The 23,175-nt window shown below is 63.4% G+C and carries 28 protein-coding genes and 1 tRNA gene; 8 read left to right on the top strand and 21 right to left on the bottom strand.

Annotated elements, in window-relative coordinates:
* Nucleotides 1–28: 28 nt before the first annotated feature.
* Complete coding sequence (locus HDG34_RS30955) at nucleotides 29–232, top strand: cold-shock protein (RefSeq protein ID WP_007180251.1); 204 nt, start codon at nucleotides 29–31, stop codon at nucleotides 230–232.
* A 134-nt stretch (nucleotides 233–366) separates the two neighbouring features.
* Here the strand turns inward: HDG34_RS30955 and HDG34_RS30950 are convergent, their stop codons facing one another.
* Nucleotides 367–1,617, bottom strand: coding sequence for an Hsp70 family protein (locus HDG34_RS30950; RefSeq protein ID WP_090802057.1), 1,251 nt, complete (start codon nucleotides 1,615–1,617; stop codon nucleotides 367–369).
* Nucleotides 1,618–1,805: 188 nt separating this feature from the next.
* Here HDG34_RS30950 and HDG34_RS30945 point away from each other — a divergent pair, with 188 nt between their 5' ends.
* Nucleotides 1,806–3,299, top strand: a complete 1,494-nt coding sequence (locus HDG34_RS30945; RefSeq protein ID WP_184065633.1) for an MFS transporter — start codon at nucleotides 1,806–1,808, stop codon at nucleotides 3,297–3,299.
* Nucleotides 3,300–3,402: 103 nt separating this feature from the next.
* On the opposite strand, the gene HDG34_RS30940 is transcribed toward HDG34_RS30945, so the two are convergent.
* Nucleotides 3,403–4,020 (bottom strand): nitroreductase family protein, encoded by a 618-nt coding sequence (locus HDG34_RS30940; protein ID WP_260321396.1) that lies wholly within the window; start codon nucleotides 4,018–4,020, stop codon nucleotides 3,403–3,405.
* Nucleotides 4,021–4,189: 169 nt separating this feature from the next.
* Complete coding sequence (locus tag HDG34_RS30935) at nucleotides 4,190–5,473, bottom strand: MFS transporter (protein ID WP_184065630.1); 1,284 nt, start codon at nucleotides 5,471–5,473, stop codon at nucleotides 4,190–4,192.
* A gap of 153 nt (nucleotides 5,474–5,626) precedes the next feature.
* Between HDG34_RS30935 and HDG34_RS30930 the strand changes: the two genes are divergently transcribed.
* Nucleotides 5,627–6,274 carry a TetR/AcrR family transcriptional regulator gene (locus HDG34_RS30930; RefSeq protein ID WP_184065627.1) on the top strand — a complete coding sequence of 216 codons (648 nt, stop codon included), beginning with the start codon at nucleotides 5,627–5,629 and terminating at the stop codon, nucleotides 6,272–6,274.
* A gap of 58 nt (nucleotides 6,275–6,332) precedes the next feature.
* Nucleotides 6,333–6,887 carry a DUF1415 domain-containing protein gene (locus tag HDG34_RS30925; protein WP_184065625.1) on the top strand — a complete coding sequence of 185 codons (555 nt, stop codon included), beginning with the start codon at nucleotides 6,333–6,335 and terminating at the stop codon, nucleotides 6,885–6,887.
* A gap of 20 nt (nucleotides 6,888–6,907) precedes the next feature.
* Here HDG34_RS30925 and HDG34_RS30920 read toward each other — a convergent pair whose 3' ends face one another.
* Nucleotides 6,908–7,750 carry an SAM-dependent methyltransferase gene (locus HDG34_RS30920; RefSeq protein ID WP_184065621.1) on the bottom strand — a complete coding sequence of 281 codons (843 nt, stop codon included), beginning with the start codon at nucleotides 7,748–7,750 and terminating at the stop codon, nucleotides 6,908–6,910.
* A 388-nt stretch (nucleotides 7,751–8,138) separates the two neighbouring features.
* Here HDG34_RS30920 and HDG34_RS30915 point away from each other — a divergent pair, with 388 nt between their 5' ends.
* Nucleotides 8,139–8,459 carry a DNA-binding protein gene (locus tag HDG34_RS30915; protein ID WP_090802066.1) on the top strand — a complete coding sequence of 107 codons (321 nt, stop codon included), beginning with the start codon at nucleotides 8,139–8,141 and terminating at the stop codon, nucleotides 8,457–8,459.
* 132 nt (nucleotides 8,460–8,591) lie between these two features.
* Here HDG34_RS30915 and HDG34_RS30910 read toward each other — a convergent pair whose 3' ends face one another.
* The gene (locus HDG34_RS30910; RefSeq protein WP_090805487.1) at nucleotides 8,592–8,801 is read right to left on the bottom strand and encodes a DUF1059 domain-containing protein; all 210 of its coding nucleotides are present in this window, start codon (nucleotides 8,799–8,801) and stop codon (nucleotides 8,592–8,594) included.
* 442 nt (nucleotides 8,802–9,243) lie between these two features.
* On the opposite strand from HDG34_RS30910, the gene HDG34_RS30905 reads away from it, so the two are divergent.
* Nucleotides 9,244–10,515: a TIGR03862 family flavoprotein gene (locus tag HDG34_RS30905; protein WP_184065618.1), complete on the top strand. Its 1,272-nt coding sequence runs from the start codon at nucleotides 9,244–9,246 to the stop codon at nucleotides 10,513–10,515.
* 15 nt (nucleotides 10,516–10,530) lie between these two features.
* Here the strand turns inward: HDG34_RS30905 and HDG34_RS30900 are convergent, their stop codons facing one another.
* Nucleotides 10,531–11,655: a class I SAM-dependent methyltransferase gene (locus HDG34_RS30900; RefSeq protein ID WP_184065615.1), complete on the bottom strand. Its 1,125-nt coding sequence runs from the start codon at nucleotides 11,653–11,655 to the stop codon at nucleotides 10,531–10,533.
* A 187-nt stretch (nucleotides 11,656–11,842) separates the two neighbouring features.
* On the opposite strand from HDG34_RS30900, the gene HDG34_RS30895 reads away from it, so the two are divergent.
* Nucleotides 11,843–12,076 (top strand): hypothetical protein, encoded by a 234-nt coding sequence (locus tag HDG34_RS30895; protein ID WP_184065612.1) that lies wholly within the window; start codon nucleotides 11,843–11,845, stop codon nucleotides 12,074–12,076.
* A 10-nt stretch (nucleotides 12,077–12,086) separates the two neighbouring features.
* On the opposite strand, the gene HDG34_RS30890 is transcribed toward HDG34_RS30895, so the two are convergent.
* The 7 genes from HDG34_RS30890 to HDG34_RS30860 all read right to left on the bottom strand — a co-directional run bounded on the left by HDG34_RS30890 (nucleotide 12,087) and on the right by HDG34_RS30860 (nucleotide 17,207).
* A tRNA-Thr gene (locus HDG34_RS30890) sits at nucleotides 12,087–12,162 on the bottom strand.
* Between the two features lie 19 nt (nucleotides 12,163–12,181).
* On the bottom strand, nucleotides 12,182–12,688 hold the full coding sequence (locus HDG34_RS30885; protein WP_184065609.1) for a ClpXP protease specificity-enhancing factor: 507 nt from the start codon (nucleotides 12,686–12,688) through the stop codon (nucleotides 12,182–12,184).
* Nucleotides 12,689–12,754: 66 nt separating this feature from the next.
* Nucleotides 12,755–13,366, bottom strand: coding sequence for a glutathione S-transferase N-terminal domain-containing protein (locus tag HDG34_RS30880; RefSeq protein WP_006052302.1), 612 nt, complete (start codon nucleotides 13,364–13,366; stop codon nucleotides 12,755–12,757).
* A gap of 95 nt (nucleotides 13,367–13,461) precedes the next feature.
* Nucleotides 13,462–14,217, bottom strand: a complete 756-nt coding sequence (locus tag HDG34_RS30875) for a cytochrome c1 (protein WP_184065606.1) — start codon at nucleotides 14,215–14,217, stop codon at nucleotides 13,462–13,464.
* Between the two features lie 23 nt (nucleotides 14,218–14,240).
* Nucleotides 14,241–15,620 carry a cytochrome bc complex cytochrome b subunit gene (locus tag HDG34_RS30870; RefSeq protein WP_184065603.1) on the bottom strand — a complete coding sequence of 460 codons (1,380 nt, stop codon included), beginning with the start codon at nucleotides 15,618–15,620 and terminating at the stop codon, nucleotides 14,241–14,243.
* On the bottom strand, nucleotides 15,620–16,240 hold the full coding sequence (petA, locus tag HDG34_RS30865) for a ubiquinol-cytochrome c reductase iron-sulfur subunit (protein ID WP_184065716.1): 621 nt from the start codon (nucleotides 16,238–16,240) through the stop codon (nucleotides 15,620–15,622). The genes HDG34_RS30870 and petA overlap by 1 nt, the downstream gene beginning before the upstream one ends.
* Nucleotides 16,241–16,460: 220 nt before the next feature.
* The gene (locus HDG34_RS30860; RefSeq protein WP_090802074.1) at nucleotides 16,461–17,207 is read right to left on the bottom strand and encodes a Nif3-like dinuclear metal center hexameric protein; all 747 of its coding nucleotides are present in this window, start codon (nucleotides 17,205–17,207) and stop codon (nucleotides 16,461–16,463) included.
* A 19-nt stretch (nucleotides 17,208–17,226) separates the two neighbouring features.
* Here HDG34_RS30860 and HDG34_RS30855 point away from each other — a divergent pair, with 19 nt between their 5' ends.
* Nucleotides 17,227–18,450 carry a Do family serine endopeptidase gene (locus tag HDG34_RS30855; RefSeq protein WP_184065600.1) on the top strand — a complete coding sequence of 408 codons (1,224 nt, stop codon included), beginning with the start codon at nucleotides 17,227–17,229 and terminating at the stop codon, nucleotides 18,448–18,450.
* A gap of 90 nt (nucleotides 18,451–18,540) precedes the next feature.
* Here the strand turns inward: HDG34_RS30855 and tatC are convergent, their stop codons facing one another.
* From tatC to hisF, 8 genes are all read right to left on the bottom strand, one after another.
* On the bottom strand, nucleotides 18,541–19,326 hold the full coding sequence (gene tatC / locus HDG34_RS30850) for a twin-arginine translocase subunit TatC (protein WP_184065597.1): 786 nt from the start codon (nucleotides 19,324–19,326) through the stop codon (nucleotides 18,541–18,543).
* 34 nt (nucleotides 19,327–19,360) lie between these two features.
* On the bottom strand, nucleotides 19,361–19,903 hold the full coding sequence (tatB, locus tag HDG34_RS30845; RefSeq protein ID WP_090802078.1) for a Sec-independent protein translocase protein TatB: 543 nt from the start codon (nucleotides 19,901–19,903) through the stop codon (nucleotides 19,361–19,363).
* 48 nt (nucleotides 19,904–19,951) lie between these two features.
* A complete protein-coding gene (gene tatA, locus HDG34_RS30840; protein ID WP_184065594.1) occupies nucleotides 19,952–20,197 on the bottom strand; it encodes a Sec-independent protein translocase subunit TatA in 246 nt (81 codons plus the stop codon).
* Between the two features lie 268 nt (nucleotides 20,198–20,465).
* On the bottom strand, nucleotides 20,466–20,831 hold the full coding sequence (locus HDG34_RS30835; RefSeq protein ID WP_184035806.1) for a histidine triad nucleotide-binding protein: 366 nt from the start codon (nucleotides 20,829–20,831) through the stop codon (nucleotides 20,466–20,468).
* Nucleotides 20,832–20,924: 93 nt separating this feature from the next.
* Nucleotides 20,925–21,320 carry a hypothetical protein gene (locus HDG34_RS30830; protein ID WP_184065591.1) on the bottom strand — a complete coding sequence of 132 codons (396 nt, stop codon included), beginning with the start codon at nucleotides 21,318–21,320 and terminating at the stop codon, nucleotides 20,925–20,927.
* 90 nt (nucleotides 21,321–21,410) lie between these two features.
* Complete coding sequence (locus HDG34_RS30825) at nucleotides 21,411–21,806, bottom strand: phosphoribosyl-ATP diphosphatase (RefSeq protein WP_184065588.1); 396 nt, start codon at nucleotides 21,804–21,806, stop codon at nucleotides 21,411–21,413.
* Complete coding sequence (gene hisI / locus HDG34_RS30820) at nucleotides 21,803–22,213, bottom strand: phosphoribosyl-AMP cyclohydrolase (RefSeq protein WP_184065584.1); 411 nt, start codon at nucleotides 22,211–22,213, stop codon at nucleotides 21,803–21,805. Before hisI ends, HDG34_RS30825 begins: the two co-directional genes overlap by 4 nt.
* A gap of 1 nt (nucleotide 22,214) precedes the next feature.
* Complete coding sequence (gene hisF, locus HDG34_RS30815; RefSeq protein ID WP_184065581.1) at nucleotides 22,215–22,988, bottom strand: imidazole glycerol phosphate synthase subunit HisF; 774 nt, start codon at nucleotides 22,986–22,988, stop codon at nucleotides 22,215–22,217.
* Between the last annotated feature and the right edge of the window lie 187 nt (nucleotides 22,989–23,175).

The raw sequence follows: 23,175 nt of genomic DNA, 5'->3' as shown, positions 1-23,175 counted from the left end.
TATTCACCATTTTTAGGAAAAAAGTAATATGGAAACCGGTACCGTCAAGTGGTTCAACGACGCTAAGGGCTTTGGCTTCATCACTCCGGACGGCGGCGGTGAAGATCTGTTCGCGCATTTCTCGGAAATTCGCACTGAAGGCTTCAAGACGCTGCAAGAAAACCAGAAGGTCACGTTTGAAGTGAAGACGGGCCCGAAGGGCAAGCAAGCGGCTAACATCAAGCCGGTGTAAGCTCCGCGCTTCCTTCTGGACGCAAAAAAACCCCGCCTCGGCGGGGTTTTTTATTACGGCGGCCAATCTGAATGCGCCGATTAACTTCGCGTTACTTCGCAATCCGCGGCGGATTATTTGTTGATTATTCGGGATTATCCGAATACACGCCGCGCATGAATACCGAGGCCGGTCGCAACGCTCGCGAGACGATCGCCGAATACCGCTTGCGCGTCTGGAAACGCCGCGGCCAACGCGCCCGACAGAAACGCGAGGCCGGTTGACCCGCCGGTGAAATAGATCGCGTCGACATCGCGCGGCGCGACGCCCGCGGCCTGCACCGTATCGCGCGCGGCCTGCACGATGCGTCGCGTTTCTTCCTCGCCCGCTTTGACGAGCTGCGCTTCGTCGAACGCGAGACGCAGATCCTCTTCCACCTGCTCGAGATCGATCACGGTCTCGCCGCCCGCCGCCACGCCGATCTTCGCCTCTTCCGCGTGGGCGGCGAGCGCGTGCCCGAAACGCTGCTCGACCACGCGCATCAGCCGGTCGTGGTGCTTCGTCTCCGTGAAAAGGTGCCGCATCAGCGCGAGTTCGCTGACGCGCTTCGGCGTGTAGACGGTGTTGATCAGGTGCCAGGTCGCGAGATCGAAATAAATCCGGTTCGGGATTTCGCGCCCTTGCGGATCGAGCGACTGGTAGCCGAGTTCGCGCAGTATCGTGGCGAGTTCGACGCGGCGGTCGAAGTCCGTACCCGCGACGTGCACGCCGTGGTGCGCGAGCACATCGTCCTTGCGCTCGACGCGCTTCATCCGTTCCGGCCCCACTCGCACGAGCGAAAAGTCCGACGTACCGCCGCCGATGTCCGCCACAAGCACGAGCCCCTCGGCGCTCAGGTGCGATTCGTAGTCGAACGCAGCCGCTATCGGTTCATACTGAAAGTGGATGTCGCGCAAGCCGGCCGTGCGCGCGGCGGCTTCGAGCTGTTGCTGCGCCATCTGGTCGGCGCGCGGGTCGTCGTCGACGAAGAACACCGGGCGGCCCAGCACCGCGCGGTCGATCGCGCCGCCGGCGCTCGCCTCGGCCGCGCGCTTCAGGTGAGTCAGGAACGTCGCGATCACGTCGGTGTACTTGATCGCACTGCCGTCGCCGAGATCGGTCGTATTCTCGGCGAGCGGCGAGCCGAGAATGCTTTTCATCGAGCGCATCAGCCGGCCGTCGAAACCGTCGATGTAAGCAGCGAGCGCCGCGCGCCCGAATTCGCTGGTGTGTTCGTCGGTATTGAAGAAGACCGCGGTGGGCAGCGTCGTGTACGCGCCTTCGACCGGCGCCAGCTTCAGCTGCGGGCCGATCGGAACCGCGACGGCCGAATTGGAAGTACCGAAGTCAATCGCGCAATAGTTCATGGCAGGAATGGCCGCTCACGGCTGGCGCGCAAAGAAAGGGGAGCGGCTTTGTATCACGAAAACTCCGGCAGCATCAACTGAAGCTGCCGGGACGGCCGCAAGATCGTTTGAAATCATGGCGCGGAATGGATGTTGCTACGTCCGACCGAATATGCCGCCCCATTTCGCCATCGAGGAGACTTCGCGTCATGAGCGTGCCGCCCACCGCCGCCGTCGATGACCAGCACGCCACGCTGATCGAAACCGATCTGCCGTCGCGGCTAGACCGTCTGCCGTGGGGCCGCTTTCATACGCTGATCGTGGTTGCGCTCGGCGTGACGTGGCTGCTCGACGGCCTCGAGGTGACGCTCGCCGGCGCGGTCGCGAGCGCGCTGAAAACCAGCCCGGCGCTGCGCTTTTCGAATGCCGACGTCGGCCTCGCGGGCAGCGCATACATTGCCGGCGCGGTGCTCGGTGCGCTCGGTTTCGGCTGGCTGACCGACCGGCTCGGCCGCCGCAAGCTGTTTTTCATCACGCTGACGCTGTATCTGGCCGCGACCGCGGCGACCGCGCTGTCGTGGAATCTGATGAGCTTCATGCTGTTCCGCTTCCTGACCGGTGCGGGTATCGGCGGCGAATACACGGCGATCAACTCGACGATCCAGGAATTCACGCCGGCACGCGTGCGCGGCTGGACCGACCTCGGCATCAACGGCACGTTCTGGGTGGGCGCGGGGCTCGGCGCCGCGGGCTCGCTGGTGCTGCTCGATCCGCACCTGCTGCCTTCCGACTGGGGCTGGCGCGCGTGTTTTTTCATCGGCGCGGTGCTCGCGCTGGTGATCCTGCCGATGCGCATCTGGATACCCGAAAGCCCGCGCTGGCTACTCACGCACGGCGACGAGCGCGACGCCCGCACGATCGTCGAGGGCATCGAGACGCGTTTTCGCAACGACGGCCACACGCTTGCCGACGACGCCCTCACGCGGCTGCGCCTGCGCGCGCGCGACCATACGCCGTTGCGCGAGGTGTTCCACACGCTGTTCAACGTGCACCGGCGCCGCGCGCTGGTCGGTCTCACGATGATGACCGCGCAGGCATTCTTCTACAACGCGATCTTTTTCACCTACGCGCTCGTCCTCACCGACTTCTATCACGTGCCGGGCGACGACATCGGCTGGTATCTGCTGCCTTTCGCGCTCGGCAATTTCCTGGGGCCGCTCGTGCTCGGGCGGCTGTTCGACGTGATCGGCCGACGCAAGATGATCGCCGCGACCTACGCGATGTCGGCGATCCTGCTGACGCTGTCCGGTTATCTGTTCGAGCAGCAACTGCTGAGCGTCGTCACGCAGACGGTCGCCTGGATGGTCATTTTCTTCTTTGCGTCGGCGGCCGCGAGTTCCGCGTATCTGACCGTGAGCGAATCGTTTCCGCTCGAAATCCGCGCGCTCGCGATCGCGGTTTTCTATGCGTTCGGCACCGCGCTCGGCGGCATCATCGGGCCGGCGTTTTTCGGTCGGCTGATCGATACGCATCAGCGCAGCGAGGTGTTTTCGGGCTATCTGGTCGGCTCGGCGTTGATGCTCGCGGCGGCGCTCGTCGCGGCGATGTGGGGTGTCGACGCGGAGCGCAAGTCGCTCGAACATGTGGCCGCGCCGCTGTCCAGCGTGACGGAGGGCGAGAACGGCATGGACGGCGCTGCATGAAAAACGCGCGGACCGTGCCGCGCGTGCCTGACTGCTTCGTTGCTCATCGACTGCTTTCTTCCCTTTACGCGAAATCGCGCGGCAAGCGCGGCGAATCCATCGCTCAGAACGCCTTCTTCCAGGCGCCGGCGTACGCGATATCCGCGAGCGCCGCGCGTTGACGCGGCGCCTTCTCGCGTTCGCGCAGGACCGGGTCCAGTTTGTCGACGTCGCCGTAATGGCCGAGCGAGATCATCGCGATCGGCTCGACGTCCTTTGGTAGTTCGAAGGTGGTACGGAACGCGTTCACGTCGAAGCCGCTCATCTGGTGCGCGGCGAGGCCAAGCGCGTGCGCCTGCAGCACCAGCGACATCGCCGCCGCGCCGGCGTCGTAGAACGCGCAGCGGTTTACGTCGCCCTTGTTGGTCAGTGTGTGCGCGGTCACCGCGATCAGCACCGGCGCGAGCGCATTCCAGCCCTGGTTGAACGGCACCAGCGTGGCGAAAGCCTTCTTGAACGCGACTTCGTCGACGCTGCGATCGAATACCACAAAACGCCAGGGCTGCACGTTATATGAAGACGGCGCCCAGCGCGCCGCTTCGAGCACGGCGCGCAACTGATCGCGGCTCACCGGCTCGCTCGAATACGCGCGAGGGCTCCAACGGCCTGCAATCAGCTCGTGAATGGCAACTTCGGTTGAGGCGGGTTTGGTGGCCATGCGCTTCTCTCGGTAGATATTCATGTTCTCCGGGCGGCTGCCCGAGGCCACATAGCATAACGGGCTTTCGGTGCGCGCTCCAAGTTGCGGCGCGGCGCTATGCGTGCTGGCTGAGAAAACGCGCACGGCCCCGTTATGGGGCCGTGCGTCGTTGCTTCGCTGACGGTGAATCCGCGCGGCTCGCGAGGGCGCCTCAGATTGCCTGCGGCGTCGGCACCTTGGCCGGGCGGTTGATGCGCAGCACGATCACCGCGGCGATCAAACACAAGCCGCCGGAAATCATCGATGCGACCGTGTAGGTGCCAAGACTCGCGCGCAGCATGCCCGCGCCGAGCGCCGCGAACGCCGCGCCGAGCTGGTGGCCCGCGACCACCCAGCCGAACACGATCGGCGCCGATTCCTTGCCGTAGACGTCGGTCGCAAGACGCACGGTCGGCGGCACGGTGGCGATCCAGTCGAGACCGTAGAACACCGCGAACAGCGGCAGTCCGAAAAAGTCGATGCCGAACGCGTGCGGCAGATACATCAGCGACAGCCCCCGCAGCCCGTAATACCAGAACAGCAGCACGCGGCTATTGAAGCGGTCCGACAGCCAGCCCGACATCGTCGTGCCGAACAGGTCGAACACGCCCATCGCCGCGAGCAACGACGCGCCCTGCACTTCGGTCATCCCGTAGTCGCCGCACATCGCGATCAGATGGGTGCCGACATAGCCATTGGTGCTCGCGCCGCAAATGAAGAAGCTGAAGAACAGCAGCCAGAAGTCGCGCGTTTTGCTCGCCGACGCGAGCGTGCCGAATGCGATCGCGAGCGGATTCTGCCTGGTGACGGTCGTCGTGATGGGCGCGTCATGGGGTTCGCCGTACGGGCGCAGCTGCATGCTGGCCGGATGCTCGGGCAGCAGGAACGCGACGAGCGGAATCACGACGGCCGCCGCGAGCGCGACGACCCACACGACCTGACGCCAGCCGTAATGCTCGGCGATGGCCGCGAGCAGCGGCAGAAACACCAGCTGGCCGGTCGCCGAGCTGGCGGTCAGGATACCCATCACGAGACCGCGGCGCGTCGTGAACCAGCGCGTCACGACCGTCGCCGACAGCGACAGCGCCGCTACCCCGGTCGAGCCGCCGACCATCACGCCCCAGATCAGCACCATTTGCCACGGATGAGTCATCAGCGACGACAGCGCGACACCCGCGGCCATCGCGCCGAGCGCGCTCAGCAGCGTGGGGCGCACACCGAAGCGCTGCATCGCGGCGGCCGCGAACGGCCCCATCAACCCGTACAGCGCGATGTTCACCGAGATCGCGAGCGAAATCGTCGCGCGGCTCCAGCCGAATTGGTGCTCGAGCGGCACCATCATCACGCTCGGTGTCGCTCGCGTACCCGCAGCCGCGAGCAACACCAGGAACACCACGGCGACGGTCAACCAGCCGTAGTGGAAACGCCCGCCTATCAGTCGCGCAGCCCAGTTCATCGATTCTCCCATCGACGCGGCCCGGGTGGCGGCGTCGTTCGTATTATTACGGCCTCGGTGAATGTCTTGTGACAGATCGGTCACAATTGTGTTGCGATCTTAGTTACTGGTCGGTAACATGTCAAGGCGTCAATCTCATTCGAGTGACTTGCCATGTCCGACAGCGAAACCCCCAAGCCCGCCCCTACTCGTGCGCGGCGCGCGCGCGGCGCACAGACCGCCGGGCCGCAGGCGCAGCTGCATCTGCTGCGCGCGGCCAGCGAGTTGTTCTATCGCGAGGGCGTGCGCACGGTCGGCGTCGATGCGGTGGTCGAGCGCGCGGGCGTGAACAAGATGAGTCTGTACCGGCAGTTTTCGTCGAAGGACGAGCTCGTGATGGCGTATCTGGAGCAGAAGGACGAGCAGTTCTTCCGCTACGTCGAGAAGAGCTTCGCGAAGCATCCTGGCGAGCCGGCGAAGCAGCTTCAGCAGTATTTCGACGACCTCGCGGTGCGCGCCTCGGTCGACGATTACCGCGGCTGCCCGTTCGTGAACGTGTCGGTGGAGTTTTCGGATACCGCGCATCCGGCGCGGCAGTTCGTGTTCCGCAACAAGCAGCGCTTGATGGCGCGCCTCGTCGAACTGTCGACAGCGGCCGGCGCCGGCGATCCGCAAGCGCTGGCCGATGGGCTCGGTCTGCTGATCGAGGGCGTGTACGCGGCGAGCCAGACTTACGGGCCGGGCTGCGGGCCGATCCTCGCCGCGCCGAAAGTCGCCGCGCAGTTGATAGCGGCCGCTTGCGCGGAGAAGCCGGTTCGCTGAGCCAGTCCGTCAGCTGGGTCCTTTAGAATTGCGCGTTTTCCCGTCACATCCGTCCGCCATGCCGTTGCCCGCCGAATCCCACGATGCCGTTATCGCCGCGACCCGTCATTGGCTGACGGAGGCCGTGATCGGCCTGAACCTGTGTCCGTTCGCGAAGGCCGTGCATGTGAAGGGGCAGATTCGCTATGCGCTCAGCGAAGCGGACACGCTCGAAGCGGTGCTGGCCGACCTGGAAGCCGAGTTGCAGACCCTCGTCGCCGCCGACCCCGCCGCCATCGACACGACGTTGCTGATCCTGCCGTGCGCGTTCGAGGACTTTCTCGGCTTCAACGACTGCCTGCTCTTCGCCGACCGGCTGGTCCAGCAACTGCGGCTCGAAGGCGTCATCCAGATCGCGAGCTTTCATCCGCATTACCAGTTCGAAGGCAGCGAGCCCGACGATATCGAAAACTACACGAACCGGGCGCCCTATCCGATCCTGCATCTGCTGCGCGAGGACAGCATCGAGCGGGCCGTGCAGGCCTTTCCCGACGCGGAAGAGATCTACGAGCGCAATCAGGAAACGCTGCGGCGCATTGGCCTCGCGGGCTGGGATGCGTTGATGAAGCGCTAAGTGAAGCGCCAGGCCGCGCCTCAGGCCGGCACGAAAAATCGCTCCTTCAGCGCATCGAGCCCGAGCGCGTCCAGCACTTCGCCGAGCCGCTCAGCGGGCCGGCGCCGCGGCAGGTCCTTGTACTGCGCGATGATCAACTCGTTTTTCATCGAGTGTTCCCAGCCGACCAGCTCGGTCACGCTGACCTGATAGCCATGCGCTTCGAGCTGCAGGCAGCGCAGCACGTTCGTGATCTGGCTGCCGAATTCGCGCGTGTGCAGCGGATGCCGCCAGATTTCCGTCAGCGCGTTCTTCAGATCCTTGCCCTTGTTCTGCCGCAGCACGCCGGCCACCTCGGCCTGGCAGCACGGCACGACGACGATGTACTTCGCGTGCTTTTCGAGCGCGAAACGGATCGCGTCGTCGGTGGCGGTATTGCACGCGTGCAGCGCGGTCACGATGTCGATTTCGGCGGGCAGCCGCGTCGACGTGATCGACTCCGCCACCGACAGATTCAGAAACGACATCCCCTTGAAGCCGAGCCGCGCCGCCAGCTCTTCGGACTTCGTCACCAGCTCTTCGCGCGTTTCAATGCCGTAAATGTGCGAAGCCCCACCAGCCACGTCCTGAAACTCCTTGAAAAACAGGTCGTACAGGATAAAACCGAGGTATGACTTGCCCGCGCCGTGATCGACGAGCGTCAGCGCCCCCTGCTGGTCCTTCAGGTCCTTGAGTAGCGGCTCGATGAACTGGAACAGATGGTAGACCTGCTTCAGCTTGCGACGGCTGTCCTGATTCATCTTGCCGTCGCGCGTGAGGATGTGGAGCTCTTTGAGCAGTTCGACGGACTGGTTGGGACGGATTTCGTGGGTTTTGCCGGACATCGTATGGGCCGCCATCAATTGCAGTGCGAACGTGCGACAGATGACGGAAAAAGAGAAAGGTTGCTGCCAGTTTACCCAAAGTGCGGCAATCCCAGCGAGTACGCTGCCTGGGTCACGCGAGATAGGCGGTCCACCGGGAACACTTCCTGCTCGAAAGGCGCTGCGCGGAAGTGTCTCGATAATGGCTGAAAACAGCTTGAGCGCCGGCTGAGCCTGCGGGTGCAAGCCGCGTCGCCGAAAACAGGAAGCTGTCCGGCCGTGCAACCGGACATGCGAACCGGATGCATGTGGGGAGAGCGGTCCCGCAACAAGGGGCGAACGTTACGTAACCAGCAGCGGCCGGCTTTGCAACGGGTCGCGCGCTCGGATGATCACAGAAGAGGCGGCAATGGATACGGTACCCAACGGAAATGTCGAACAGAAGTTTCAGGAAATGATGGCGAAGCTCACCGCCGCGCCGGCATGGTCGGAGAAACAGCAACTCGAACTGGAGATGGCTCGCGACATCTCCACGGAAATGCTGCGGCTCGCCGAGGTCATGCGTGACGGCAACGTCGACCTCGAGACCTGCCTGACGATGCTCAAGTACGCCAAGGTGCTCGACTTCGTGATGACGACGCTCGCGTCGCGACGCGACATCAAGCCGCAGACGTTGCGGGTGATCTTCAAGCTCGCCGGGCTGAAGGTCGATGAGGCGTATCCGGGTTAGCGCGTCGGCATCCTGGTTAGATTGGCTTGGTATCGCGTTTCTCGTGTCACGCAAGACTGCTGCAACACGCCCGCACGCGGGCGGCTGGATGCCGCTCGCGACGCGGGCTTCCACTCCCCTTCCACGGGTGTCTCAAGCGTGCCGCGCCTCGACGGGCGGCGTTCCCTCATGAAATAGCGTCTTCAGCTGCTCGCGCAGCTCCGGCGAATCCGCGTGCTTGTGAACGCTGACGGCATGCTGGACCGCGGCTTCGAGCAGTTCGCCGTCGCTGTCGGCGGATAGCGCGACAGTGCAGTTCGTTTCGCTCGGAAACTCGCGACAGTCGATATATTTGCGGGTCATGGCAATCTCCTTGAACCAGACGATCGACTCTTCCATCGATGCATCAGGCGCTTCGCGTCGGCTGCCGGCGCGCGGCAGTGAAGCGCGCCGCAGCGGCTGCGTCGCAAGCGACGTGATGGGGGATTGACGCGAGGAACGACGCGAACGGCGTCCGATGGAAGATGTTTGAAAAGTATAGGTCGCGTGCGGCGCGGGCCAAGCGGTGAATGCGATGCGCAACGGCCGGGAGAAAGACTGAATCCAGTATTTTCCGGTCTGGGGCGATCGAGCCCGGTCGCCTGGCCGAATAGCCGCCTGTTTGCCAGTACCGAGCACAGTTCGACAGAGTTTGTCGGCGTTTGCCGCGCGCCGCGCGCGGTGTGACAATAGCGCCCTTCGCGCCGCATATCCGTTCGGTCACCGCGGCGCACCGCCTTTTCTCCCCGTTGATCCGCTGAACCGCATGTCATTCTCGCTCGATTCCGCCCGCGTCGCCGTGATCGGCGGCGGCCCCGCCGGCCTGATGGCCGCCGAGACGCTTGCCGGACGCGGCGTGCAAGTCCACGTATATGACGCGATGCCGTCGGTCGGCCGCAAATTCCTGATGGCGGGCAAAGGCGGCATGAACATCACGCATTCGGAAGCCCTCGCGCCGTTTCTCGACCGCTACGGCTCGCGCCGCGAGCGCATCGCGCCGTTACTCGACGCGTTCGGTCCCGACGCGCTGCGCACATGGTTGCGCGAGTTGGGCGTCGAGACGTTCGTCGGCAGTTCGGGGCGCGTATTTCCGTCCGACATGAAGGCCGCGCCGATGCTGCGCGCGTGGCTGCATCGGCTGCGCGAAGCGGGTGTGCAGTTTCATATGCGTCACAAGTGGAGCGGCTGGGCGTCAACATCCGAAGACGGTGCCGCCCACGCGTTGCGCTTCGACACGCCCAACGGTGAGCAGACGATCAGCTGCGACGCGGTCGTGTTCGCGCTCGGCGGCGCCAGTTGGCCGCGTCTCGGCTCCGACGCCGCGTGGGTGCCGCTGATGACGTCGCGCGACGTGCCGGTGACGCCGCTGCGTCCCGCGAACTGCGGCTTCGACGCGGACTGGAGCCCGTATCTGCGCGAGCGTTTCGCGGGTCAGCCGATCAAGACGGTCGCGATTTCCGTCACCGGCGTAGACGGAAAAGTCCACAATCGACAAGGTGAAATACTTTTGACCGAAACGGGCCTCGAAGGGAGCCTGATTTACGCGTTGTCGGCGCTGATCCGCGAGCGGATTCTCGCCGGCGGCGAGGTCACGATCGCGCTGGATCTCGCGCCAGGCTTGCCGCTCGAGCGAGTCGTGGAGGAAGTGACGCGGCCGCGCGGCTCACGCTCGATCGCGAGTCATCTGCACGGGCGAATCGGAATCGGCGGGGTCAAGCTGGCGTTGTTGCACGAGATTCTGTCGAAAGAAGCCTTCGCCGATGCACGCGGCCTCGCCCACGCGATCAAGGCGCTGCCGATGCGACTGCTGCGCGCGCGACCGATCGAGGAAGCGATCAGTACGGCGGGCGGAATCCCGTTCGAGGCGTTGGACGCGCATCTGATGATCGACCGGATGCCCGGCGCATTCTGCGCGGGCGAAATGCTCGATTGGGAGGCGCCGACCGGTGGTTATCTGTTGACCGCCTGCTTTGCCAGCGGGCTGGTCGCTGGCCGGGGCGCGTGCGCGTATCTGGAAGCGCACGGCACGTCGGCGTGACGCGCGCAGTCGCCGTCACCGCGCCTTGAGCCGCCACAACGACGTGACCTCGGCCGCTCGCGCAACATACAACGGATCGTTCTGATCGCTGGCCTTCGGATGCCGTGGACGAATGTCCTCGCGCCCCACGACACTGAGCCCCGCGTGCTCGATCGCCGTGAGCAGCCACTCGCGCGTACGCAGCCCAAGGTGCTCGGCGAAATCCGAAATGATCAGCCAGCCCTCGCCGCCCGGCGTCAGATGATCGGCGAGGCCGTTCAGGAAGCCGACCAGCATGCGGCTGTCCGGATCGTAGACCGCGTATTCGAGCGGCGACGCGGGCCGCGCCGGAACCCACGGCGGATTGCAGACGACGAGCGGTGCCCGACCGTCCGGAAACAGATCGGCCTGTACGATCTCGACCTGCTCGGCATAACCAAGACGCGCGAGATTTTCACGAGCACACGCAAGCGCGCGCGCATCCTGGTCCGTCGCGACGATCTTGCGCACGCCGCGTTTGGCCAGCAGCGCGGCCAGCACGCCAGTGCCGGTGCCGATATCGAACGCGAGGTCCGGCGACGGCAGCGGCGTGCGCGCGACCAGATCGACGTACTCGCCGCGAACCGGTGAGAACACACCGTAGTGCGGATGGATGCGCTCGCCGAGCGCCGTAATCTCGACGCCCTTCTTGCGCCATTCGTGCGCGCCGATCAAACCGAGCAACTCACGCAACGACACGACCGACGCGTCACCGCTCGCCGGTCCATAAGCTTCGATGCAGGCCTGCCGCACGTCGGGCGCGCGACGCAGCGGAATGGCGTAGTCGGCATCGAGCGGAATCAGGATCATGCCGAGCGTGCGCGCGCGCTGCGACTGCGCCTGCCGATGCTGGTTGAACGCGTCGAGCGGTGTGGCTCCCTGCTTGCGCGGCTTGCGTTCGAGCCGGCGCGTGACGGCCTGCAGCAGTTGGCGCGCGTTCTGGAAGTCGCCGCGCCATAGCAGCGCGGTGCCTTCGCAGGCGAGGCGGTAGGCCGAATCGGCGGTGGTGCGGTCGTCGGCGACGACGACGCGCTTCGGCGGCGGCACGGCCGCTTCGGAACGCCAACGTACGGTGCGCGGGCCGTCGGCTTCTGGCCAGGTGAGAGTTGCGGGGCTGGTCATGGTGCAATGGAGTCGATGTGACGTCGCCGGCGACGTGGACCGCGACAGCGGACCGGAATGTCCGGCGGCTGCCCGCCATCCCGGGCGACGCCCGAATAGTAACGTACCGCCGCCGTGCGGATTCGCGGCGCGGCATGAATTGGTGACGGTGATGAGGTGAGTCTAGACGCACCGAAAGTAGACAATAATGTCTACAATCGACAAGGTGAAAGAGATATCGTGGTTTTTGAGCCATCGCGCGGCTCACCTCACGCTGCCTTCGCACGTTTTGACGTGCGTGAAACCCTCGTCGCAAACAAGCCGGGCCAAGGCTTCGGTGATCGGCATCAGCAACGATCCGGGCAATTTCCACCGAAAAAAGAAAAACCCCGCCAAAGCGTGTGCTTCGACGGGGTTTTCTAGCATTTCCAGTTACTGCTGATAACGCAATCTGGTGCCGGCTGCAGGACTCGAACCCGCCACCTCATGATTACAAGTCAAGCGCTCTACCTGATGAGCTAAGCCGGCATGAGGCCGTGATTCTACTTCATTTCACGATCTTAAGGCGAGCCCTTCCGCCGCCTTTCGAGCCATCGTCGTCGGGCTGCGGTTTGTCGGCGGCGTCGGTGGCCGCGGCAGGGTCGGCAGGGGCGGCGGGGGCGGTTTCGACGGCGCGCGGAGCCGCCGGCGTGTCAGCTTCGTCCGCGGCATCCGCGCCCGAATCCTGAGCCTCGCCGCCCGCCGATTCGACCGGGAACGCCATACCCTGGCCGTTCTCGCGCGCGTAGATCGCAAGAATATTGGCGACCGGCACTTCGATCTTGTGGGACTTGCCGGAGAAGCGCGCGTTGAACTCGATCCACTCGTTGCCCATCTGCAGCTGGCTGGTCGCCTCGAAGCTGATGTTCAACACGATCTCGTTGTCGCGCACGAACTGACGTGGCACGCGCGTCTGATTGTCGACGCGGACCGCGATATGCGGCGTGTAGCCGTTATCCGTGCACCACTCGTAGAGCGCGCGCAACAGATAAGGCTTCGTGGAAATCTCTTGCATCAACAGTCCTCTTGCGGGCGCGGGCGCGCATCGAAGCGATGCGGCGTCCGCGCTCCAAAGCCAAACTCAACGACGCATCACCTTTTCCGACGGCGTCAGCGCTTCGATATAAGCCGGGCGGCTGAAAATGCGCTCGGCGTACTTCATCAGCGGCGCGGCGTTCTTCGACAGCTCGATACCGTAGTGGTCAAGGCGCCAAAGCAGCGGCGCGATCGCGACGTCGAGCATCGAGAACTCTTCGCCGAGCATGTACTTGTTCTTCAGGAAGATCGGCGCGAGCTGCGTCAGGCGATCGCGGATCGCGAGGCGCGCCTTCTCGTGATTCTTCTCCGCTGCCTTGCCCTTCTCGTTTTCGAGCGTGCCGACGTGGACGAACAGCTCTTTCTCGAAGTTGAGCAGGAACAGGCGGGCACGCGCGCGCTGGACCGGATCGGCCGGCATCAGCTGCGGGTGCGGGAAGCGCTCGTCGATGTACTCGTTGATGATGTTCGATTCGTACAGAATCAGGTCCCGTTCGACGAGAATCGGCACCTGACCATACGGATTCATCACGGCGATGTCTTCCGGCTTGTTGAACAGGTCGACGTCGCGGATCTCGAAGTCCATGCCCTTTTCGAACAACACCAGCCGGCAACGCTGGGAGAACGGGCAAGTAGTGCCGGAATACAGAACCATCATGTTTACGTTTCCTCAAAAAGCTGAAGGGCCAGCGCGCGGAAAAACCGTTCAGCAGGTTTTTCCTGGCGCCGGCCCCACGCCATGTAGCGGCGTGATTATTTGATATGTTTCCAGTACGCGGCGTTCAGTCGCCAGGCGAAAAAGCTCAGGATACCGAGGAACAACAGCACCCACACGCCAAGTTGCCTGCGGGTTTGCTGCGTCGGTTCGGACATCCATGACAGGTACGACACGAGGTCGGCCACAGCAGAATCATAATCTACCGGCGACATCGTCCCCGGAGTCAGTTGCTGGAAGCCGAGGAATTTGTGTACTTTTTCGCCGGTTCTTTCGTCGGTTTCGTCGCCGAATTTCGCCGCACGCTGCCCCTGAAGCTGCCACAGCACGTGAGGCATGCTCACGTTTTGGTACACCAGATTGTTCCAGCCGGTCGGCCGCGTATCGTCGCGGTAAAAACTTCGCAGATACGTGTAAAGCCAGTCCGTGCCGCGCGCCCGCGCCTCCACCGACAGATCCGGCGGCGTCGCCCCAAACCACGCTTTCGCGTCCTCCGGGCGCATCGCCACGGTCATCGTGTTGCCGACCTTGTCGGTGGTGAACAGCAGGTTCGCCTGGATTTCGTTCGGCGTGATGCCGAGATCGGTCAGGCGGTTGTAGCGCATCAGGTTCGCGCTGTGGCAATTCAGGCAGTAGTTTACAAACAATTGCGCGCCGCGCTGCAAAGAAGCGAAATTGTTCGTGTTGTCCGGCGCGCGATCGAGCGGGAAATTCTCGTCCGCGTGAACCGGAGCGGCCAGCAGCGCAAGCACGGTCGCGCCGACCAGCGCGCACATCGAAAGCAGTTTTTTCATCTTCATGTTCTCCTGGCTCGCGATTAGTGAGGCTTGAACCGCACCCGTTCCGGCGGCTGCTTGAACTTGCCAAGCCGGGTCCAGAAGGGCATGCCGAGGAAAAACGCGAAGTAGATCAGCGCGCAGATCTGGGCGATCAGCGTCGCGGCCGGCGATGGCGGTCGCGTGCCGAGGAAGCCGAGCGTCAGGAACGCGATCACGAAGATCCCGAAGAAAACCTTGTGGAAGAACGGCCGGTAGCGAATAGACCTGACCGGCGACCGGTCGAGCCACGGCAGGAAGAACAGCGAAATCACCGCGCTGCCCATCACCACGACGCCCCAGAACTTCGATTCGGTGAACACCATCGCGACGATCACCAGCACCGCAAGCACCGGCAGACCGAGCTTCCACTTGCCGCGCGCGCGCACGAGCGCCAGCAACCCGAGTAGCGCGATGACGATCATCAGCACGATCTTGAATGGATCGGTAGTGGCGCGCAGCATCGCATAAAAGGCGGTGAAGTACCACACAGGCGCAATTTCCGGCGGCGTCTGCAGCGGATTCGCGGGGATGAAGTTGTTGGCTTCAAGGAAGTACCCACCCATTTCCGGCGCGAAGAAGATGATCGCCGCGAAGATCAGCAGGAAGATCGTTACGCCCATGAAGTCGTGCACCGAGTAGTACGGGTGGAACGGAATGCCGTCGAGCGGCACGCCATCCGGGCCCTTCTTGGCCTTGATCTCGATGCCGTCCGGGTTGTTCGAGCCGACTTCGTGCAGCGCGACGAGGTGGGCGATCACGAGGCCGACCAGCACCAGCGGAATCGCGATCACGTGGAACGCGAAGAAGCGGTTCAGCGTGACGTCGGACACGACGTAGTCGCCGCGAATCCACAGCGACAGATCCGGCCCGATGAACGGAATCGCCGAGAACAGGTTCACGATCACCTGCGCGCCCCAGAACGACATCTGCCCCCACGGCAGCAGATAGCCGAAGAATGCCTCGGCCATCAGGCTCAGGAAGATCAGGCAGCCGAAAATCCACACGAGCTCGCGCGGCTTGCGGTACGAGCCGTACATGAGCCCGCGGAACATGTGCAGATACACGACGACGAAAAACATCGACGCACCCGTCGAGTGCATGTAGCGGATCAGCCAGCCCCACGGCACCTCGCGCATGATGTACTCGACCGACGAGAACGCGAGCGTCGCGTCGGGCTTGTAGTTCATCGTCAGGAAAATGCCGGTGACGATCTGGTTGACCAGCACCAGCAACGCAAGCGAACCGAAGAAGTACCAGAAGTTGAAGTTCTTCGGCGCGTAGTACTCGGAAACGTGCTTCTTCCACGTGGCAGTCATCGGGAAGCGCTGGTCGATCCAACCAGCCAGCCCGGTCGTCTCTACTTCGTGTTCGCTCGCCATTACGCTTCTCCTTTTTCGTCCTTCCCGATCACAAGGGCCGTCGCCGACGTGAACATGAAGCGCGGGATGTCGAGGTTCTGCGGAGCGGGTTTGTTCTTGAAGACGCGGCCGGCCATGTCGTAGGTCGAGCCGTGGCACGGGCACAGGAAACCGCCGGGCCAGTCGTCGGGGAGATTCGGCTGCGGGCCTTCCTGGAAGCGCGGCGTCGGCGTGCAGCCCAGATGCGTGCAAACGGCGACGGCAACCAGCAGATGCTTGTTCTCGGCGCGTGAACGGAATTCGTTGTTGCAGTAGTCCGGCAGCGGCATCGAAAACGGATTCAGCGAGTGGGGGTCCGCTACCTGGCTGTCGGCTTTTTGAACATCGGCGAGCATGCGGTCCGTGCGGTTGATGATCCACACCGGCTTGCCACGCCAGGCGACCGTCATCATGTCGCCGGGCTTCAGACCACTGATATCGGCTTCGACCGGGGCACCTGCGGCCTTGGCCTTTTCGGATGGTGCAAAGGAACTAACAAAGGGTACGACAACGGCAACACCTCCTATGCCGCCTGCTACGGTCGTCGCTACCAGCCAGTTACGGCGGCTGCCATCGACGCGTTCCTCTTCTTTGTCTCGCATCACACGCCCCACTTCTGAGTTGGATTTTTCCTTCACGTCGCTTCTACCGCCGCTAGTTTGCTCGAATGGAGTCGCCATTTACAAGGGCCGATTGCCAAAAACCGTGCGAAGCCCTTGATAACTCAGGGTTTGTCCGTACCGATCGCAAACTTTTTCGCACCTCCTTTTAAGTGCCTTCTGCGGTATTCCTGCTTTGTTCTTCGTTAATGCAATTCGCAATTCAAACGGGATTGGGGATATCGATAAACAGATGTTCGATATCGAACGATTCGGACAGATGCTTGCCCACCGCCTGCACGCCGAAGCGCTCGGTCGCGTGGTGGCCAGCTGCCAGAAACGCGACGCCGCTTTCCGCCGCCGTATGCATGACCGACTCCGATACCTCGCCGGTCACGTAGACGTCGACACCCGCGTTGATCGCCGCGTCGAACATGCCTTGCGCGGCGCCCGTGCACCAGCCGACGCGGCGCAGCTCCATATCCGGATCGCCGAACACGAGCGGCGTGCGGCCCAGTGTCTGCGCGATCTCCGCGGTGAGGTGCGACAGCGTGATCGGCATTGGCAGCGTGGCGAGCCAGCCGAGATCGTTGTCGCCGAAACGCGCGTCGCTGATCCAGCCCATCTTCTCGCCGATCTGCGCGTTGTTGCCGAACTCGGGATGATCGTCGAGCGGCAGATGGTAGGCGAACAGGTTCAGGTCGTTGGCGAGCAGCAGCTTCAAACGAGCATGTTTGCGGCCAGTGATCTGCGGTGCCTCGTTGCGCCAGAAGTAGCCGTGATGGACCAGCACGGCGTCCGCGCCCCAGTCGAGCGCGGCCTCCAGGAAGGCCACCGACGCGGTCACGCCGGTCGCGAGCTTGTTGATCCGGCGGCGTCCTTCGACCTGCAATCCGTTCGGGCAATAGTCCTTGAAGCGCGCGGTTTCAAGGAGATTGTTCAAGTACAATTCAAGTTCAATCCGATCCATATAGACCTCTAGTCTTCAGATGCTTAGACGCTTCTGGCTGTTATTTGCCCAAGCGGTGACGGTGCTGTTGGCGCTGATGTTCATCATTGCGACCCTCAAACCGCAGTGGCTGCAGCGTCAAGGACAATTCGGCAGACAACTCGCCGAACCGATCGTCGCGCTACGGGAAGTGGCGCCGGGCATCGGCACTGGCCATGCCGAAACGTCCTATGCCGAAGCGGCGCAAAAGGCCATGCCCGCGGTCGTCAACGTGTTCTCCAGCAAGGATGGCTCGCTGCCTCCCGACCCGCGCGCCAAAGACCCGCTGTTCCGCTACTTCTTCGGCGACAGGAACAATCGCAAGCAGCAGGAGCAGCCTGCCTCGAATCTCGGCTCAGGCGTGATAGTGAGTTCGGAAGGTTACATTCTAACGAACCAGCACGTCGTCGACGGCGCCGATCAGATCGAAATCGCGCTCGCCGATGGCCGCACCGCCAGCGCGAAGGTCATCGGCATCGACCCCGAAACCGATCTGGCCGTGCTCAAGGTCAATATGACCAATCTGCCCACCATCACGCTCGGCCGGATGGACCAGACCCGCGTCGGCGACGTCGTGCTCGCGATCGGCAATCCGTTCGGCGTCGGGCAGACCGTAACGATGGGCATCGTCAGCGCGCTCGGCCGCAACCATCTCGGCATCAATACGTTCGAAAACTTCATTCAGACCGACGCCCCGATCAACCCCGGCAATTCGGGCGGTGCGCTCGTCGACGTGAACGGCAACCTGCTCGGCATCAACACCGCAATCTACTCGCGCTCGGGCGGCTCGCTCGGCATCGGCTTCGCGATTCCGGTGTCGACCGCGCGCAGCGTGCTCGAGAGCATCATTACGACCGGCACGGTCACGCGCGGCTGGATCGGCGTCGAACCGCAGGACGTCACGCCGGAAATCGCGGAGTCGTTCGGGCTCGATCAGAAGTCGGGCGCGATTGTCGCGGGCGTGCTGAAAAGCGGCCCGGCCGACCGCGCGGGCATCAAGCCCGGCGACATCCTGACGAGCGTAAACGGCCAGGCGATCACCGATACCACGCGTCTGTTGAACGTGATCGCGCAGATCAAGCCCGGTACGGCGGCGAAAGTGCATCTGGTGCGCAAAGGTCATCAGATCGATCTCGACGTGAAGATCGGCAAACGCCCGCCGCCGCCGAAACAGACGGAAGACGAGAACGGCGGCGGCGATCAGCCGGATGACGAAGGCGGTTGAAGCTAACGCCGCGATTCCACGCAATGAAAAAGGGCAGTCCGCAATGAACTGCCCTTTTTCATTCGACACCCGGCACTGACTCGCGACACCTCAACTGGACGGCGGCGGACTCGCATCCTCCACGACCACCGGCTGCTTGCCGACGATCAACCGCGCCGCGACGATGCCAGCTTCGTACAGCAGAATCAGCGGAACCGCGAGGATCAGCTGCGAAAACACGTCCGGCGGCGTTACGACGGCCGACACCACGAACGCGCCGACGATCACATACGGCCGGATCTCCTTCAGCTTCTTCAGCGTCACCACGTTCATCCGCACCAGCAGCACGACGACGATCGGTACCTCGAACGTGACGCCGAACGCGATGAACATCGTCAGCACGAAGCTCAGGTAATTGTTGATATCGGTTGTCATCTCCGCGCCGAGCGGCGCATTGTAGTGCGCCATCACGCGGAAGATGGTCGGAAACACGACGAAGTACGCGAACGCCATGCCGCACAGGAACAGCGTGTAGCTGCTCGCGACGAGCGGCGCGACGAGCTTCTTCTCGTGCTGATAGAGCCCAGGCGCGACGAACGCCCAGATCTGGTACAGCACGACCGGCAGCGCGATCACGAAGGCGACCAGCATCGTCACCTTCATCGGCACGAAGAACGAGCCGGTGACGTCGGTGACGATCATCTTGCCGTCCTTCGGCAGATTCATCATCAGCGGACGGGCGAGCAGTTTGAAGATGTCCGGCGCCCAGTACACGAGCCCGACGAACACGACGACGACGGCAAGCCCCGCACGGATGATGCGGTCACGCAGTTCGACGAGGTGGGAAATGAAGGTCTCTTCAGTGCCTTCGTTCTGGGATTGCTGGGGGTCGCTCACACCGGCCCTCGGTTGGGGATTGTCGATCTGAACATCAGAAAAACCGCGTCGGACGACGCAGGTTGGCAGGTGTGTGCCGCGCAACGCGCGCGGCGCCCGACTGCACGCGCGTGCGCCGCAGGCTCGCTCGCTTGTACCAGGTGGGCGTGGCGCTCTGCTGGACGCGCCAGGTCTTGCGTTTGGGCGCGGCGGCCGGCGTACTGACGGGCCACGAGGTGGCACCCGCGCTGCCGCTGGCTCCGCTGCCGGCGTCTTCGAGTGCGCCGCCGGCGATGCTCGGCGATACCGACGTACCGCTATTCCATGCTTCGTTCAGTTCATTCTCGTGCTTGCGCAGATTGTCCTGAACTGCCGTTTCGACATTGCTCGCGGCCTTCTCGAACTCGGTCTTCATGCGCCGCAATTCGTCGAGCTCGATTTCGCGCGTGACTTCGGCCTTGACGTCGTTGATGTACCGCTGTGCGCGGCCGAACAGCGCGCCGGCCGTGCGAGCGACACGCGGCAGGCGCTCAGGCCCGAGGACGACCAGCGCGACGACGCCGATCAGCGCCATCTTGGTTAGACCGAGGTCCAGCATGAAGTGAAATGTCCGTCAGAAACGCGGGAACGGCGCGAAGGCCGCGGCTTAGCGGTAATCGCTCGATTGCTGCCTCTTTTCCTTCGCTTCGACGTCCACCGCGCCGTTGCGCGGCAGCTCGCGCTGCTGCTGTTGCGCGTCGGCCGACGACGAATCGGCTTCCTTCACGCCTTCCTTGAAGCCCTTCACGGCGCCGCCCAGATCGCTGCCGATGTTGCGCAGCTTCTTCGTGCCGAACACGAGCGCGACGATCAACAGAACGATCAACCAATGCCAAATACTCAACGAACCCATGACTACTCTCCTTAACCCCGGCGCCGCATCTTGATGCGGCCAATTTGCATAACCTGAAGCGCGTGCGCTTCGTCTCGATATATCTCTACGTTACATCAGGCTGCACCGCCTCGCTCGCAATGCGGCCATCTTCGCCTGTCATTGTGGCCACACGATCGCGTCGACGTTATTACACAGCGGTAAAAACAACGAAGGCGCTATTGTCCTCGACCAAAACTCGCGGCGGTGCGCACTTGCCACGCAGCGCGCATGACGCGTGAACCGGCGCTCAGCCCATGCGTTGCCAGGGACGCGGTCCCGCGAGAATGTGCGCGTGCAGGTGATACACCTCCTGACCACCGCCCGGACCGGTATTGATTACCGTGCGAAAGCCCGTTTCGCCGCCGTTATAGGCGACCCCCAATTGTTCGGCCAGTCGCGCGGCCAGGACAAGCATTCTACCAAGCAGAGGCGCGTCGCTTTCCGTGCAGTTCGACAGCGTTGCAATGTGCTTGCGAGGAATCACCAGCACATGCGTTTCGGCCGCCGGACGGATGTCGCGGAAGGCGACGAACTCGTCGTCTTCGTGGACCCTGGTCGACGGGATTTCGCCAGCGGCAATCTTGCAGAAAAGGCAGTTCGGATCGTGACTCATCATATTCCTGACGCGGTATGACTTGGGCGAGCGAAGCCGCCCGCGCCGAAGTTCGATCCGAAAGCCGGCCCGCCCATACGGACCGGCTAGCGTTCAGACCCAACTGGCCGGATTCGCGAACGACTTGTTATCGTACAGATACAGCCAGCCTTTGATAATACGGTACAACATCCATATGCTGACTGCCCACAGCACCGGAATGCCGATCACGACGAGCAGCAGCAACGCGCCGATCGCGTAACCGACGAGGCCCAGCCAGAACGTGCGGATCTGCCATTCGAAGTGCGCTTCGTACGGCGTGCCGGCCACATCCGACCGTTTGACGTAGTTGATGATGATCGCGACCAGAATGGTGAGCCCGCCGGTCAGCCAGTGGACCGCATACAGCGCGTACAGCACGTGCGTGAGCGTGCGCAGGCTGCGCTCGCGCTCAGGCTCCATCGCGTGGCGGTAGACCGGCGGCGGATAGCTTCCCTGCGGCTGTTCCATGCTTGCGTCCTCCCGGAGGTGCGGTTACCGCTATATTGGTGCCGGCGCGCGCGACTTCAAGCGGAAACGCCAGATTTCCGCTCCGGCTGCTCAGTCGCCGTTTTCCTCGCGCTCGCGGCTCTTGCGCAGCGCCTTTTCCTCGATGCCCGACAGGCCTTCGCGACGCTCGAGTTCGGCGATCACGTCGGCGGGGCTCAGATCGAAATGCGACAGCATCACGAGGCAGTGAAACCACAGGTCCGCAACCTCGCCGACCAGCGCCTTCGGTGCGCCGCCCTGGCGCACGTCCTTCGCGGCCAGCACGACTTCGGTGGCTTCTTCGCCGATCTTTTTCAGCACCGCGTCGTCGCCCTTGTGGAACAGGCGCGATACATACGAGATGTCCGGATCGCCGCCCTTGCGGCTGTCGATCACCGCCGCGAGGCGCAGCAGCGTGTCGAGCGTGGAAGCCGTGGTGGGCGACGGGTTTTGCGTGGATTGCGTCATTTGTAGATGTGTTCGGGGTCTTTCAGCACGGGATCGACGGCCAGCCAGTCGCCATCGTCCACCGAGCCTTCGAATTTCTGGAAAAAGCACGAGTGGCGGCCGGTATGGCACGCGATGCCCGATACCTGCTCGACTTTCAGCAGCACGACGTCTTCGTCGCAATCGAGTCGCACTTCATGCACATGCTGCACGTGGCCCGACTCCTCACCCTTGAACCACAGGCGCTGGCGCGAGCGCGAGAAATACACCGCGCGGCCGGTCTCGACGGTCTTCGCGAGGGCCTCTCGGTTCATCCACGCGAACATCAGCACGTCGTTCGTCGACGCTTCCTGCGCAATCACCGGCACGAGGCCGTTCGCGTCCCACTTGACCTTGTCGAGCCAGTTCACTGCCGAAGGATTCGTCACGTCACAACCTCACCGAAATGCCCTGATCGGCCATGAAGCGCTTGGCCTCGCCGACCGTGTGTTCGCCATAGTGGAAGATGCTCGCGGCGAGCACCGCGTCCGCGTGACCGCTCTTGATGCCGTCGGCGAGATGCTGCAGATTGCCGACGCCGCCCGAGGCGATCACCGGCACCGGCACCGCGTCCGACACCGCGCGCGTGAGCGCAAGGTCGAAGCCGCTCCTGGTGCCGTCGCGATCCATGCTTGTCAACAGGATTTCGCCCGCGCCCAACTCGGCCATCTTGCGCGCCCATTCGACCGCATCGAGACCGGTGGCCTTGCGGCCGCCGTGCGTGAACACTTCCCAGCGCGGCGTTTCGCCGTCGGCCGACACGCACTTCGCATCGATCGCGACGACGATGCACTGCGAGCCGTATTTGTCGGTCGCGTCCTTCACGAGTTGCGGATTCGCTACCGCCGACGAATTCATGCTGATCTTGTCTGCGCCCGCGTTCAGCAGGCGCCGCACGTCTTCGACCGCGCGCACGCCGCCGCCGACCGTCAGCGGAATGAACACCTGCGAAGCGACCGCCTCGATGATCGGCAGAATCAGGTCGCGCTGATCCGAGGTCGCGGTGATGTCGAGGAACGTCAGTTCGTCGGCGCCCTGATCGTCGTAACGGCGCGCGATTTCGACCGGGTCGCCCGCGTCGCGCAGTTCGACGAAGTTGACGCCCTTGACCACGCGGCCCGCGGTGACGTCGAGACAGGGGATGATGCGTTTAGCTAGAGCCATGATCGTGCAATTCTGCCAATACCGCTGATGAGGCCGCTCGCTTGCGGGCAAGCGGCACGGTGCCGGCGCGAGCGGTTGCGTCGCGCCGCGAGTGAGGTGCCGGCCGGAAGCTGGCGAGGTTCCGGGCGCTTAATCGTGCGACGCGCGTTACAGGCAAGCCATCGGTCGAGCGAGTGCCGCAAGCCGA

Origin of the sequence: Paraburkholderia sp. HC6.4b (genome assembly GCF_014200875.1) — a bacterium.
In the GTDB taxonomy this organism is placed as follows: domain Bacteria; phylum Pseudomonadota; class Gammaproteobacteria; order Burkholderiales; family Burkholderiaceae; genus Paraburkholderia; species Paraburkholderia tuberum.
Note: the sequence above shows the minus strand (reverse complement) of the source record. Positions and strands in the feature narration are given on the sequence as shown.

Excerpts from the sequence above, each read along its gene's own strand:
- HDG34_RS30955 (WP_007180251.1), top strand. The coding sequence starts at position 29 with ATGGAAACCGGTACCGTCAAGTGGTTCAACGACGCTAAGGGCTTTGGC.
- HDG34_RS30950 (WP_090802057.1), bottom strand. The coding sequence starts at position 1,617 with ATGAACTATTGCGCGATTGACTTCGGTACTTCCAATTCGGCCGTCGCG.
- HDG34_RS30945 (WP_184065633.1), top strand. The coding sequence starts at position 1,806 with ATGAGCGTGCCGCCCACCGCCGCCGTCGATGACCAGCACGCCACGCTG.
- HDG34_RS30940 (WP_260321396.1), bottom strand. The coding sequence starts at position 4,020 with ATGAATATCTACCGAGAGAAGCGCATGGCCACCAAACCCGCCTCAACC.
- HDG34_RS30935 (WP_184065630.1), bottom strand. The coding sequence starts at position 5,473 with ATGAACTGGGCTGCGCGACTGATAGGCGGGCGTTTCCACTACGGCTGG.
- HDG34_RS30930 (WP_184065627.1), top strand. The coding sequence starts at position 5,627 with ATGTCCGACAGCGAAACCCCCAAGCCCGCCCCTACTCGTGCGCGGCGC.
- HDG34_RS30925 (WP_184065625.1), top strand. The coding sequence starts at position 6,333 with ATGCCGTTGCCCGCCGAATCCCACGATGCCGTTATCGCCGCGACCCGT.
- HDG34_RS30920 (WP_184065621.1), bottom strand. The coding sequence starts at position 7,750 with ATGTCCGGCAAAACCCACGAAATCCGTCCCAACCAGTCCGTCGAACTG.
- HDG34_RS30915 (WP_090802066.1), top strand. The coding sequence starts at position 8,139 with ATGGATACGGTACCCAACGGAAATGTCGAACAGAAGTTTCAGGAAATG.
- HDG34_RS30910 (WP_090805487.1), bottom strand. The coding sequence starts at position 8,801 with ATGACCCGCAAATATATCGACTGTCGCGAGTTTCCGAGCGAAACGAAC.
- HDG34_RS30905 (WP_184065618.1), top strand. The coding sequence starts at position 9,244 with ATGTCATTCTCGCTCGATTCCGCCCGCGTCGCCGTGATCGGCGGCGGC.
- HDG34_RS30900 (WP_184065615.1), bottom strand. The coding sequence starts at position 11,655 with ATGACCAGCCCCGCAACTCTCACCTGGCCAGAAGCCGACGGCCCGCGC.
- HDG34_RS30895 (WP_184065612.1), top strand. The coding sequence starts at position 11,843 with ATGTCTACAATCGACAAGGTGAAAGAGATATCGTGGTTTTTGAGCCAT.
- HDG34_RS30885 (WP_184065609.1), bottom strand. The coding sequence starts at position 12,688 with ATGCAAGAGATTTCCACGAAGCCTTATCTGTTGCGCGCGCTCTACGAG.
- HDG34_RS30880 (WP_006052302.1), bottom strand. The coding sequence starts at position 13,366 with ATGATGGTTCTGTATTCCGGCACTACTTGCCCGTTCTCCCAGCGTTGC.
- HDG34_RS30875 (WP_184065606.1), bottom strand. The coding sequence starts at position 14,217 with ATGAAAAAACTGCTTTCGATGTGCGCGCTGGTCGGCGCGACCGTGCTT.
- HDG34_RS30870 (WP_184065603.1), bottom strand. The coding sequence starts at position 15,620 with ATGGCGAGCGAACACGAAGTAGAGACGACCGGGCTGGCTGGTTGGATC.
- petA (WP_184065716.1), bottom strand. The coding sequence starts at position 16,240 with ATGCGAGACAAAGAAGAGGAACGCGTCGATGGCAGCCGCCGTAACTGG.
- HDG34_RS30860 (WP_090802074.1), bottom strand. The coding sequence starts at position 17,207 with ATGGATCGGATTGAACTTGAATTGTACTTGAACAATCTCCTTGAAACC.
- HDG34_RS30855 (WP_184065600.1), top strand. The coding sequence starts at position 17,227 with ATGCTTAGACGCTTCTGGCTGTTATTTGCCCAAGCGGTGACGGTGCTG.
- tatB (WP_090802078.1), bottom strand. The coding sequence starts at position 19,903 with ATGCTGGACCTCGGTCTAACCAAGATGGCGCTGATCGGCGTCGTCGCG.
- tatA (WP_184065594.1), bottom strand. The coding sequence starts at position 20,197 with ATGGGTTCGTTGAGTATTTGGCATTGGTTGATCGTTCTGTTGATCGTC.
- HDG34_RS30835 (WP_184035806.1), bottom strand. The coding sequence starts at position 20,831 with ATGAGTCACGATCCGAACTGCCTTTTCTGCAAGATTGCCGCTGGCGAA.
- HDG34_RS30830 (WP_184065591.1), bottom strand. The coding sequence starts at position 21,320 with ATGGAACAGCCGCAGGGAAGCTATCCGCCGCCGGTCTACCGCCACGCG.
- HDG34_RS30825 (WP_184065588.1), bottom strand. The coding sequence starts at position 21,806 with ATGACGCAATCCACGCAAAACCCGTCGCCCACCACGGCTTCCACGCTC.
- hisF (WP_184065581.1), bottom strand. The coding sequence starts at position 22,988 with ATGGCTCTAGCTAAACGCATCATCCCCTGTCTCGACGTCACCGCGGGC.